Annotated in this window: 14 protein-coding genes; 11 read left to right on the forward strand and 3 right to left on the reverse strand. The window is 45.9% G+C overall.

Annotation, left to right across the window (positions count from 1 at the left end; all coding sequences use genetic code 11):
• Positions 1-475 precede the first annotated feature (475 nt).
• From IM477_RS22655 to IM477_RS22690, 8 genes are all read left to right on the forward strand, one after another.
• A complete protein-coding gene (locus IM477_RS22655) occupies positions 476-838 on the forward strand; it encodes an ATP synthase subunit I (protein WP_149988376.1) in 363 nt (120 codons plus the stop codon).
• Positions 839-895: 57 nt separating this feature from the next.
• Entirely contained in the window at positions 896-1,645 is a 750-nt protein-coding gene (atpB, locus tag IM477_RS22660; protein WP_002739857.1) for a F0F1 ATP synthase subunit A, read from the forward strand.
• Between the two features lie 230 nt (positions 1,646-1,875).
• Positions 1,876-2,121 (forward strand): ATP synthase F0 subunit C, encoded by a 246-nt coding sequence (gene atpE, locus IM477_RS22665; RefSeq protein WP_002740068.1) that lies wholly within the window; start codon positions 1,876-1,878, stop codon positions 2,119-2,121.
• 230 nt (positions 2,122-2,351) lie between these two features.
• Positions 2,352-2,783, forward strand: a complete 432-nt coding sequence (locus tag IM477_RS22670) for a F0F1 ATP synthase subunit B' (protein ID WP_287733563.1) — start codon at positions 2,352-2,354, stop codon at positions 2,781-2,783.
• A 133-nt stretch (positions 2,784-2,916) separates the two neighbouring features.
• Positions 2,917-3,459 (forward strand): F0F1 ATP synthase subunit B, encoded by a 543-nt coding sequence (locus tag IM477_RS22675; protein ID WP_061432323.1) that lies wholly within the window; start codon positions 2,917-2,919, stop codon positions 3,457-3,459.
• The gene (gene atpH / locus IM477_RS22680) at positions 3,460-4,008 is read left to right on the forward strand and encodes an ATP synthase F1 subunit delta (protein ID WP_002795847.1); all 549 of its coding nucleotides are present in this window, start codon (positions 3,460-3,462) and stop codon (positions 4,006-4,008) included.
• Between the two features lie 68 nt (positions 4,009-4,076).
• Positions 4,077-5,585 (forward strand): F0F1 ATP synthase subunit alpha, encoded by a 1,509-nt coding sequence (gene atpA, locus IM477_RS22685; protein WP_287733564.1) that lies wholly within the window; start codon positions 4,077-4,079, stop codon positions 5,583-5,585.
• A 199-nt stretch (positions 5,586-5,784) separates the two neighbouring features.
• Positions 5,785-6,732 carry a F0F1 ATP synthase subunit gamma gene (locus tag IM477_RS22690; RefSeq protein ID WP_190357086.1) on the forward strand — a complete coding sequence of 316 codons (948 nt, stop codon included), beginning with the start codon at positions 5,785-5,787 and terminating at the stop codon, positions 6,730-6,732.
• A gap of 45 nt (positions 6,733-6,777) precedes the next feature.
• Here IM477_RS22690 and IM477_RS22695 read toward each other — a convergent pair whose 3' ends face one another.
• The 3 genes from IM477_RS22695 to IM477_RS22705 all read right to left on the reverse strand — a co-directional run bounded on the left by IM477_RS22695 (position 6,778) and on the right by IM477_RS22705 (position 8,217).
• Positions 6,778-7,215, reverse strand: coding sequence for a putative toxin-antitoxin system toxin component, PIN family (locus IM477_RS22695; protein WP_287733565.1), 438 nt, complete (start codon positions 7,213-7,215; stop codon positions 6,778-6,780).
• A complete protein-coding gene (locus IM477_RS22700; protein ID WP_110579143.1) occupies positions 7,208-7,432 on the reverse strand; it encodes a hypothetical protein in 225 nt (74 codons plus the stop codon). The genes IM477_RS22695 and IM477_RS22700 overlap by 8 nt, the downstream gene beginning before the upstream one ends.
• Positions 7,433-7,902: 470 nt before the next feature.
• Positions 7,903-8,217 carry a hypothetical protein gene (locus tag IM477_RS22705; RefSeq protein ID WP_002755562.1) on the reverse strand — a complete coding sequence of 105 codons (315 nt, stop codon included), beginning with the start codon at positions 8,215-8,217 and terminating at the stop codon, positions 7,903-7,905.
• Between the two features lie 261 nt (positions 8,218-8,478).
• Between IM477_RS22705 and IM477_RS22710 the strand changes: the two genes are divergently transcribed.
• The 3 genes from IM477_RS22710 (at position 8,479) to IM477_RS22720 (ending at position 10,660) form a co-directional block, all read left to right on the forward strand.
• Entirely contained in the window at positions 8,479-8,973 is a 495-nt protein-coding gene (locus IM477_RS22710; protein ID WP_287733566.1) for a hypothetical protein, read from the forward strand.
• A 17-nt stretch (positions 8,974-8,990) separates the two neighbouring features.
• A complete protein-coding gene (locus IM477_RS22715; protein ID WP_287733567.1) occupies positions 8,991-10,205 on the forward strand; it encodes a toll/interleukin-1 receptor domain-containing protein in 1,215 nt (404 codons plus the stop codon).
• A gap of 314 nt (positions 10,206-10,519) precedes the next feature.
• The gene (locus IM477_RS22720) at positions 10,520-10,660 is read left to right on the forward strand and encodes a hypothetical protein (RefSeq protein WP_164502940.1); all 141 of its coding nucleotides are present in this window, start codon (positions 10,520-10,522) and stop codon (positions 10,658-10,660) included.
• Positions 10,661-10,919 lie beyond the last annotated feature (259 nt).

The following is a 10,919-nucleotide window of genomic DNA, read 5'->3' on the forward strand; positions in this document are numbered from 1 at the left end:
AAACCGCCGACACCATCGGTCAAAGCATGGGGGCATCGCGGCTGGGGTTGTCTCTTTCATCGCCGATTTTTCAACGTAAAGTGCTTATTCTATAACGATTATACTCTATTATACTCTTGTTGAGCGTTTAAGTCCCACTAAGCTGAGCAGTTATCTTAATAGTGAGGTACGAAGTCTCTGGTTTTAGGGAACAGGCAAGAGGGAGTGCCGGAGTTGGGGAAGTGGGGAGAAGGGAGCAGGGGAGGGGGGAGAAAAAAGCTGATGACGGCTGAGAGCGGGGGGAATCATGGCCATTTACAATTGCTTAATAATTGTTGCCACTGCCGTGATAATATGTCTTGTGGCTCACCTGAGCGTCATAGCTCGGAAAGCAATCTAGATATTGAGATTAGTCTATCGCTGATTTAGGTGTACCTTGTCTGATCCATCGATCGAATCTCCCCCAACCCCAGAAACCAACCCGCCGTCAGATCCGATGCGGGAATACTATCAACTACAAAACACTTTATTGATCACCACCCTGATCTTAAGCGGTCTGATCTTTATTCCCGTGTGGTGGTTTTATTCCCTCAATACCGCCCTTAATTACCTATTAGGGGCAATGGTGGGAGTTGTTTACCTAAAACTCCTGGCCGGGGAAGTGGAAAAATTGGGGGTAACGAAAAATCGGGTGGGCAAAAAAGGATTAGCCCTATTCGCTGGATTAATCATCATCGCTAGTCGTTGGCAAGAACTGCACATAGTGCCAGTTTTTTTGGGTTTTTTGACCTATAAAGGGGCGATCATCGTCTATACTCTGCAAACCATCTTCAAGTTGGAGCAGAAAGCCGATTCCTAAACCCTTTGACCGTTAAAATAACCCTGATTTGCGAACCCGAATCTCTCCAAGGTGAAAATGTTAGACAGTTTAAGTGTGCTTAATTTTTATAGCCTCGCTTCCCTGGAAGTGGGACAACACTGGTACTGGCACATCGGCGGACTAAAAATTCACGGGCAAGTGATCGCGGTCTCCTGGATCGTCTTCGCTATCTTAATCATCGCCTCGATCGCCGCTACCCGCAAGATACAGAAAGTTCCTAGCGGTATTCAAAACCTCATGGAGTACGTTCTGGAATTTCTGCGCGATTTAGCCAAAAACCAGCTAGGAGAAAAGGAATATCGACCCTGGTTGCCCTTCATCGGCACCCTATTTTTATTTATTTTCGTTTCTAACTGGTTAGGGGCCTTGATTCCTTGGAAGTTAATCGAACTGCCCGAAGGAGAATTAGCCGCCCCCACTAACGACATCAATACCACGGTGGCGTTAGCCCTACTGACTTCCCTCGCTTACTTCTACGCGGGCATCAGTAAAAAAGGACTCGGTTACTTTGCTCACTACCTAGAGCCGATTCCCGTGCTATTACCGATCAAAATTTTAGAAGACTTTACCAAACCCCTCTCCCTCAGCTTCCGTCTTTTCGGAAACATCCTCGCGGACGAGTTGGTAGTGGCCGTATTAGTCTTCCTTGTCCCCCTAGTCGTACCCCTACCCCTGATGGCTCTCGGTTTATTTACCAGCGCTATTCAGGCCCTTGTCTTCGCCACCCTTGCCGGGGCCTATATCCATGAGGCCCTGGAATCGGAACACGAAGAAGAACACGCTTAAAAGCGAAGGACGAAAAAAGAAAAATTTCTTAGGGAAAAGTGTCCAAATAATAGGATAATAACTAAGAAATTATTGGTCGAATTCAGGATGAGCAACTGAATTCCCAGATCGTTCTTTCCCAAAAACTCTTTCGGGAGTTTTGAGCAGAAAACCAGCCATTTTTTACGGCTGAGAACGCGCTCTGTAAACAACAGATTGAAATTGATTAGTAAATAGAGGAAAAAATCACCATGAACCCCACAGTAGCTGCCGCTTCCGTTATCGCCGCCGCCCTCGCCGTTGGTTTAGCCGCTATCGGCCCCGGCGTTGGTCAAGGTACCGCTTCTGGAGAAGCTGTTTCCGGTATCGCCCGTCAACCCGAAGCTGAAGGAAGAATTCGTGGTACCCTTCTCCTCAGCTTGGCATTCATGGAATCCTTAACCATCTACGGCTTGGTTATCGCTCTCGTTTTACTGTTCGCTAACCCCTTCGCCTAATTAAAAAAGCAGTGGGCTATCAGCCCCCAGTCCGCAGCTTGGCGGCAGAGTTTTCAAAACTCTAAAAAAACGCCAAAGTAGCCAACTAAAAAGTCTGGTTTTTGGGACGGAAGGCTGATAGCTAGTTAAGGGAATTTTGCTGATCCCCCCTGAATGTTCATTGTTAAAGCAGGGGGATCGTCTTCCTTTTTTGAACCTGCCTATAGCTTCTATTTATCAGGAATAAATCAATGTTTGATTTCGATGCCACCCTGCCAGTGATGGCACTACAATTTATCCTTTTGGCAGTGATCCTGAACGCCGTTTTTTATAAACCCCTCAGTAAAGTTTTAGATGAACGGGCGGAGTATATTCGGCAAACAGAAAGCGGAGCCAAAGAACAACTAGCCAAAACCGAAGCACTGATACAAGAGTACGAATTGCAATTAAGTTCGGCTCGTAAACAATCCCAAGAGATTATCGCCCAAGCGCAAGCCGAGGCCCAAAAACTAGCCAGCGAAAGAGTTGCCGCCGCCCAAAAAGAAGCGATCGCTCGTAAAGAAGCCGTCGCCACCGAAATTGCCCAACAGAAAGAAGAAGCCTTTCGTTCTCTAGAAGGACAAGTGGCCTCTCTTTCCCGTCAAATTCTCGAAAAACTCCTCGGCCCCGAACTCGTTCGCTAAACCCCAGCCATTGGTTAATAACAGTGATCAGTGAAAAGATAGAAGTCAGTCGTCAGGAGTTAGAAGACTGATAACTTACCTCTGATAACTGATAACTGATAACTGAATAACCTACTCCCCGCCCTCAATAATCATGATCATCGACACAGTTTTATTATTAGCCACGGAGGCGAAGGAAGCGGCAGCAGAGGGATTCGGCATCAACACCGATATATTAGGAACTAACCTATTTAACCTCTCGATTCTGCTCGGTTTAATCATCTTCTACGGCCGCAAAGTTCTCGGACAAATCCTCGGGGAACGTCAGTCGAAGATTGCGGAAGCTTTAGCCGAAGCTGAAAACCGGAAAAATATTGCCGCTACCGCCCTCGCCGAAGAACAGAAAAAACTCGCCCTGGCAAAACAAGAGGCGGAAAAAATTATCGATAACTCTCGATCTAGAGCTAAAGCTGTCACCGCCGACATCGCCGCCCAAGCCGAACTCGATATTCAAAGAATGCGCGAAAGTGCCGCTAAAGATCTCTCGGCGGAACAGGATCGCGTTTTAGTAGAATTACGCCAAAGAATTACCGCTTTAGCCTTAGCTAACGTGGAATCCCAGTTAAGCACCGGCCTGGAAGAATCGGTACAACAAACCCTAATTGATCGCAGTTTGGCCAACCTAGGAGGTAAATAGATGCAGGGAAGTTTAATCAGTTCAGAAATCGCCGAACCCTACGCCCAAGCATTACTTTCCGTCGCCCAAAGCAGCGGACAATTAGAAGCGATCGGCGGCGAAATTAAATCCCTCTTAGAATTGTTGGAAAATGCTCCCGATCTAAGAGCTTTTATCGGCAATCCCGTCATCAAAGAAGAAGCTAAAAAAGCCGTTCTTTCCCAAGTAATGGGAACCAGTGCCAATCCCTATTTAACTAACTTCATGATGTTATTAGTCGATAAACGTCGGATTCAATTTTTAGAACCCGTTTGTCAACAATATCTCACCCTGGCTAGAGTGCTGACTAACACCGTTTTAGCGGAAGTTTCCTCGGCCACCGAATTGAACGATAGCCAAAAACAAATCGTCATCGACAAAGTGAAAACCCTGACCGGGGCGAATGTGGTCGAACTGAAAACCAAAGTTGATACCAGCCTGATCGGTGGTGTGGTGATCAAAGTCGGTTCTCAGGTCTTTGATGCCAGCATTCGCGGTCAACTACAACGCCTCAGCCTCTCCCTGCGCTAAGGTCATCTAATCTCCCTTTTTTGCCGTTTTTTCACCTTCTAATTTTTTACTTTTTCCCAGATTAAACTATGGTAGCTATCAGACCCGACGAAATTAGCACGATTATTCGTCAACAGATCGAATCCTATAACCAAGAAGTACAGGTCTCCAACGTGGGAACCGTCCTGCAAGTGGGTGACGGTACTGCCCGCATCTACGGCCTACAACAAGCCATGTCGGGAGAACTATTAGAATTTGAAGATGGAACCGTCGGCATCGCCCTTAACCTCGAAGAAGATAACGTCGGTGCAGTGTTAATGGGTGACGGTTTCGGGATTAAAGAAGGCGGTACGGTGAAAGCTACCGGTAAAATCGCTCAGGTTCCCGTGGGTGAAGCCTTAGTCGGCCGCGTGGTTGATGCTCTCGGTCGTCCCATCGACGGTAAAGGGGACATCATCACCAGCGAAACCCGTCTGGTGGAATCCCCCGCCCCCGGTATTGTCGCTCGCAAATCCGTCTGTGAACCGATGCAAACCGGCATTACCGCTATCGACGCCATGATTCCCGTCGGTCGTGGTCAACGGGAGTTAATTATCGGTGACAGAAAAACTGGTAAAACAGCGATCGCCATTGACACGATCATTAACCAGAAAAGCGAAGACGTGATCTGTGTCTATGTCGCCATCGGTCAAAAAGCCTCCACCGTCGCCCAAGTAATCGACACCCTCACCCAAAGAGGCGCCATGGATTACACCGTGGTGGTGGCCGCTAACGCTAACGACCCCGCCACCCTCCAGTATATCGCCCCCTACACCGGAGCTTCGATCGCCGAATACTTCATGTATAAAGGCAAAGCGACCCTAGTTATCTACGATGACCTCACCAAACAGGCTCAAGCTTATCGTCAGCTATCCCTGCTCATGCGTCGTCCTCCCGGTCGGGAAGCTTACCCCGGCGACGTTTTCTATCTCCACTCCCGTTTACTAGAGCGCGCCGCTAAACTCAGCGATGCCCTCGGTGGTGGCAGCATGACCGCCCTGCCGATTATCGAAACCCAAGCCGGTGACGTTTCTGCCTACATTCCCACCAATGTAATTTCGATTACTGACGGTCAGATCTTCCTCTCCACCGACCTCTTTAACGCTGGTTTCCGTCCCGCTATTAACGCTGGTATTTCCGTATCCCGCGTGGGTTCGGCGGCCCAAACGAAAGCGATGAAGAAAGTTGCCGGTAAATTAAAACTCGAATTAGCCCAGTTTGACGAATTAGAAGCTTTTGCTCAATTCGCTTCTGACCTTGATGCGGCCACCCAAGCACAACTGGCTCGCGGTCAACGTCTGCGTCAAATCCTCAAACAGCCCCAAAACTTCCCCCTCGCCGTTTGGGAACAGGTGGCGGTGGTTTATGCCGGTTTAAACGGTTATCTCGACGATATCGCCACCGATAAAGTTATCGATTTCTGCACCGGTTTACGGGAATACCTGAAAACCAGCAAACCTCGCTACGTTGAGATCGTCAGCACTGAAAAACAACTCAACGACGAAGCGGAAGGCCTGCTCAAAGATGGCATCAACGAGTACAAACAGGCTTTTAAATAATCTCGGTAATCAGTAAATGAATGTTGGTAATGGGGGTTAGGTTTTGGGGGATGGGGTGTTGAGGTTTTGGGGTTTTGGGGTATGAGTTGAAATTTTCCTATCTCCCCATTTCCCTGTTTCCCCACCTCTCCATTCCCTCCTAAACCCCGACTCTTGACTGATAACCGATAACTGATAACTGATAACTGATAACTGAATTATGCCTAATCTCAAAGCGATTCGCGACCAAATTCAATCGGTCAAAAATACCAAAAAAATTACCGAGGCCATGCGTCTGGTGGCGGCCGCAAAAGTGCGCCGCGCCCAAGAACAAGTTCTCTGTACCCGTCCTTTTGCCGATGCCCTCGCTCAGGTACTTTATAATCTCCAAGGTCGTTTAGCCTTTAGTGATGTTAATTTACCCCTACTGGCCCAACGGGAAGTAAAAACCGTGGCTCTGTTAATAGTCACAGGCGATCGAGGTCTTTGTGGCGGTTATAATACTAACGTCATCCGTCGTGCCGAACAACGGATGAATGAATTAAAAGAGCAAGGGATTAAGTATCAATTAGTGGTTGCCGGCCGGAAAGCGGCACAGTATTTCGAGCGCCGGAATGCTCCCATTGCCGCCAAATTTATTAACCTCGAACAGATTCCCACTGCCGATGAAGCTGGCACGATTGGGGATGAATTGCTTTCCTTATTTTTATCGGAAACAGTCGATCGCGTCGAGTTAATTTATACTCGTTTTATCTCCCTGATCAGTGCCACTCCGGTGATTCAAACCCTGTTACCTTTAACTACCCAAGGTTTAGCGGTACAGGATGACGAGATTTTCCGTTTGGTGACTAAAGAAGGAAAATTTAAGGTACAACGGGAAAAAATGGCCAGCCAACCAGCGCAGGTTTTTCCCCAAGACATGATTTTTGAGCAGAATCCCGTCCAAATCCTCGATTCTCTCCTACCTTTGTACTTAAATAACCAATTACTGCGCGCTCTCCAGGAATCGGCAGCGAGTGAATTAGCAGCCCGGATGACGGCAATGAGTAACGCCAGCGAGAACGCCAGCGAGTTAATCGGGACTTTAAGCCGTACCTACAACAAGGCGCGTCAAGCCGCTATTACCCAAGAATTGCTAGAAGTAGTAGCGGGAGCCAACGCTCTCTAGGTTTAAGCCATTTTTTCTTCTGATTATCAGTAGGAGTGATTATTTTCACTCCTTTTTGTTTGGTGGATAGTGACCAACACTTTTTAGAAACTGATCAACAGATTGTATTTGTATTGAGCGAAAAGGATTAAGAACCAACAGATCTTTATCTCCACTGATAATCAAATCAGCTTTACCACTAAGCGATAACTCTAAAATCTTGTCATCCTTGGCATCACGGCACTCGTTGACAACATCTACCACCTCAATCAATATTCCCCTATCTATAAAGCTGTCTAAAAATTCTTCCCTTTCTTGATCTGTGATATATTTTCTAAACTTTGCACGACTGAGAACTTCGTCAATTTCTTCTATTAGTTCTAATGAGAACAAAATGTTGCCGTTTTGGAGTGCATACCTAATTGCCAAGTCAGGATTACTGCCCTCAAACAGCAAAGAGCTAATGATTACGTTGGTATCAAAAACGTATCGCACTTTACTCACTTAGCAAATTACTCAAAATTTCGGGAGTTAAGCCTCTAGCTTGTGCTTTCCGACTGATATCACTCATAATAGCCTCTAGTGGGCGGCGTTTTCTAGCAAATTCTTTCAACCTCAAACTAAGAAGAGCATCAAGCTTTTGGCGATCAGCAAATATAGCTGATTCATAAATTTCGGCCGATTCCGCGTCAACACGAATTTTAATCTCTCTAACTTCCATAGGTTTTACATACCAAAGAATGTTTCTAAACTATTTAAAACTCTCTCTGACTATATACTAGACGAATTTTTCCAGATAATACCCCCAATTAAGATTTTATTGAGAATTTATTCTCGCACCTCTAGAAGTTTAAGCCATGTCACTCGCTGAGTTAATTCCTCTGGTCAATAATCTGGGCCAGTCAGACAAATTATCACTCTTCAAACTCCTAGCCACACAAATCCCAGACGCTGAACTACAATTCATCTTCTCCGCATCAGAGTACCCAATTTGGTGGCCCTACGACGCAACAGCAGCAGCAAACATCCTGGGGCAGATGATTCAGGATGACCAAGGGGCATCTGCTCATGCCTAGTAAAGTTGAGTTTCCCTTTTCTGAGGATAACGCATTACCGACCAGAACCTTGATCCCAAGCGGCGATCGCTCTGATAACATGAGCTACTTTATCATTCTGCCTCAAAATTGTTTTTTATTGGTCGGCAATAATTGTCTTCTTTTTTTGATTTTGTACGGTAAGTTTGGAACAATCATATTTAAAAAGGCAGAAAATCTTCATCAAGAATTTGCTCCAGCGATAGTCCCCACTCTCAGGCTCAATGACAATAAACCAGTCATAATATTCCCCTGCTAATTGTGGATAAACGCGGTCAAAAATCTCTCGACAACGCCGAGCTAAAGCTTTATCCTCAGCCTCAATTTTCGCTATTTCTTCAGCAGAAAGGCGATGTTGATGAGGAAAAATCGAACTTCCCAGAGGAACTTTTCGAGAGGTTATTTGGCTCATTTTGGCTAATTTTTGCCCAGTGGTGACAAATTTAACTAGAGACAGAGAGAAGAAAAGAGCCTGTTGTGTTTCGGAAATGACTATCGTTCAGGAGAAGTCATTCTTTGATTATTCTAACGATTTCTGCATCTAGTCGGAGCCGTTTTTTTCAGGACAATCGCCACTCTCCACCCAGCCCAATATTGGGAGTAATAAGCTAAATCCCGTCATATAATTGGAAAGGAGAATGGCAACATTAGAGGCTGAGGCGAGGGGAAACAGATGAAGGGCGATCCGGCTGTATTGAAGAAAGTGTCTGTCAGTCTTCCTTTTGGTATTGGTTCAGCCGAATGGGAGGCAGATCCGACTGAGAGAAGGGCTGCATGGTCACTTTATGTGGAATTGGTGACGCGCATTGCTGTAGAGCCACTGGAGGGGGAAGAAGGGCTGCTGCGTGAGGATTTGAACTCGCTGTATAGTTTATTTGGGACAACCCGCGAGATTCTCAAGGAAGCTGGTCCCGATGTGGGGGCTTCTCGCAATTCAGTGGGCGGTATTGCGATCGCTGTCCTGAATCGGGGGTTGCGCCGTTTTCTAGCCAAGTGGCATCCTCGCTTGCAGGTTTGGGAGGCCAAGCGCCCTGCTGATGTCAGTCCGAAGGAATACGAGCAGCAATGGACAGAAGAATCTGAATTGCGAAGGGAGTTAGAGGCTCTCAGGCGGGATTTAAGTCGGTATGCACTGGCTCTAGCAGAGATTGCTGGGGTTGAAAATTAGGGGAGGAGGTTCTTTAAATGTCTCAGCAGTTTGATGTTTTCCTGGCTCATAATAGTGTGGATAAACCGCAAGTAAGGGTGATCGCTAAAAAACTGAGGGAACGAGGGTTAAAACCTTGGCTAGATGAGGAACAAATCCCACCAGGGATATCATTTCAGGATGAAATTCAAAAAGCTATTCCCCTGATTAAATCGGCAGCTATTATTATTGGTACTAAGGGATTAGGAATGTGGCAGGTCATGGAACTGCGATCGCTTATTACTAAATTTGTTAATCAAAAAATTCCTGTTATTCCTGTTTTGTTACCAGGGGTTAATAATATTCCTAGTGATTTACTATTCCTACAAGAACTTAATTGGGTTAAGTTTGAGCAGATTGATGATGCTACGGCTTTTTATCGGCTACAGTGGGGCATTACCCAAGTTAAGCCAGAGTTACACCCCAAAACCGTACAATTGACTGCCGAGGAGTGGTTTAACAGTGCCTATAACAAAGGTGAATCAGGAGACTACCAAGGTGCGATCGCTGACTACAATCAAGCCATTAAAATCAAACCTGACTATGCTTATGCCTACAACAATCGCGGGTTAGCCAAGTATAACTTAGGAGACAAGCAAGGTGCGATCGCAGACTACAATCAAGCCATTAATATCAAACCCGACTATGCTCTTGCCTACAACAATCGCGGGGTTGCCAAGAAAAACTTAGGAGACTACCAAGGTGCGATCGCTGACTACAATCAAGCCATTAATATCAAACCTGACTATGCTCTTGCCTACAACAATCGCGGGATTGCCAAGGATGACTTAGGAGACTACCAAGGTGCGATCGCTGACTACAATCAAGCCATTAATATCAAACCTGACTATGCTCTTGCCTACAACAATCGCGGGGTTGCCAAGAACAACTTAGGAGACAAGCAAGGTGCGATCGCAGACTACAATCAAGCCATTAATATCAAACCTGACTATGCTCTTGCCTACAACAATCGCGGGTCGGCCAAGTCTGACTTAGGAGACAAGCAAGGTGCGATCGCTGACTACAATCAAGCCATTAAAATCAAACCTGACTATGCTCTTGCCTACAACAATCGCGGGGTTGCCAAGAAAAACTTAGGAGACTACCAAGGTGCGATCGCTGACTACAATCAAGCAGCACAACTTTACTCGCAGCAAGGCAATATGGAAGAGTATCGTAAGGCTCTCGACAGGATCAAAAATCTTGAAAAATGATTTTGGGGAAGGTTGTTCTCATAAAAAATAGCTGTTACTAAAATTAAAAAATCAAAATAAAGGACTGATGAATTAATCTATAATGCAAGAGAAAGGAGCTATTAGCGGCAGGCTATTTGAACCATCTAAAGCGGGAGGTAAAATTCTTAAATTATCCTATCAAGAAATAAAAAACTAGGCTATCCCACTGGACAGCCACCCGATCCAGATCTGGCTTACAAGTTGTGGAATAATGCTCACACAGCAACCCTTGAAGATTATGGTTTAAAAGAAGGATTTGGCGTTTTATTTCACCCAAGTATAGAGGATTAATCATGAAAGATACCGTACAGTTAACCCAACTTGAATTGGTGCTTCTCCAATTAGTTGAAAAAGGAAAAGGAAAATGGAGTTGGTACGAATTAGCTAACGCACTTTCCCGCAGAGATGTTCCTAGCCGTAGCGTGTGGATCTGAGAAGGGAACAGGGGGTCTTTGGTCGATTCTCGTTTTTTCTTCTCTCGCGCAGAGACTCGTAACCTGTAAGATATAACAACTTCAGGCAATTTGTCAAGCTTAGTTTTGGAGATTTCTAGAACGAAAACATATAGCGGTAAGCGCTTGAGTGAGATACAGACCAAGCTTTGCCTAGCATGGTTTATAGCTCGTGACACTGTACCTCATACGACTGCACACCGCTATAGGCTTTTTCCTACTTCAATACCTGGCACTGGTT

Source organism: Microcystis sp. M090S1 (assembly GCF_020246295.1).
Lineage (GTDB): Bacteria > Cyanobacteriota > Cyanobacteriia > Cyanobacteriales > Microcystaceae > Microcystis > Microcystis aeruginosa.

What these genes read in the sequence shown, in the direction of transcription:
- IM477_RS22715 (WP_287733567.1), top strand. Translation starts at nt 8,991, where the DNA reads ATGTCTCAGCAGTTTGATGTTTTCCTGGCTCATAATAGTGTGGATAAA.
- IM477_RS22710 (WP_287733566.1), top strand. Translation starts at nt 8,479, where the DNA reads ATGAAGGGCGATCCGGCTGTATTGAAGAAAGTGTCTGTCAGTCTTCCT.
- atpE (WP_002740068.1), top strand. Translation starts at nt 1,876, where the DNA reads ATGAACCCCACAGTAGCTGCCGCTTCCGTTATCGCCGCCGCCCTCGCC.
- IM477_RS22690 (WP_190357086.1), top strand. Translation starts at nt 5,785, where the DNA reads ATGCCTAATCTCAAAGCGATTCGCGACCAAATTCAATCGGTCAAAAAT.
- IM477_RS22700 (WP_110579143.1), bottom strand. Translation starts at nt 7,432, where the DNA reads ATGGAAGTTAGAGAGATTAAAATTCGTGTTGACGCGGAATCGGCCGAA.
- atpH (WP_002795847.1), top strand. Translation starts at nt 3,460, where the DNA reads ATGCAGGGAAGTTTAATCAGTTCAGAAATCGCCGAACCCTACGCCCAA.
- IM477_RS22720 (WP_164502940.1), top strand. Translation starts at nt 10,520, where the DNA reads ATGAAAGATACCGTACAGTTAACCCAACTTGAATTGGTGCTTCTCCAA.
- IM477_RS22675 (WP_061432323.1), top strand. Translation starts at nt 2,917, where the DNA reads ATGATCATCGACACAGTTTTATTATTAGCCACGGAGGCGAAGGAAGCG.
- atpA (WP_287733564.1), top strand. Translation starts at nt 4,077, where the DNA reads ATGGTAGCTATCAGACCCGACGAAATTAGCACGATTATTCGTCAACAG.
- IM477_RS22705 (WP_002755562.1), bottom strand. Translation starts at nt 8,217, where the DNA reads ATGAGCCAAATAACCTCTCGAAAAGTTCCTCTGGGAAGTTCGATTTTT.
- atpB (WP_002739857.1), top strand. Translation starts at nt 896, where the DNA reads ATGTTAGACAGTTTAAGTGTGCTTAATTTTTATAGCCTCGCTTCCCTG.
- IM477_RS22670 (WP_287733563.1), top strand. Translation starts at nt 2,352, where the DNA reads ATGTTTGATTTCGATGCCACCCTGCCAGTGATGGCACTACAATTTATC.
- IM477_RS22655 (WP_149988376.1), top strand. Translation starts at nt 476, where the DNA reads ATGCGGGAATACTATCAACTACAAAACACTTTATTGATCACCACCCTG.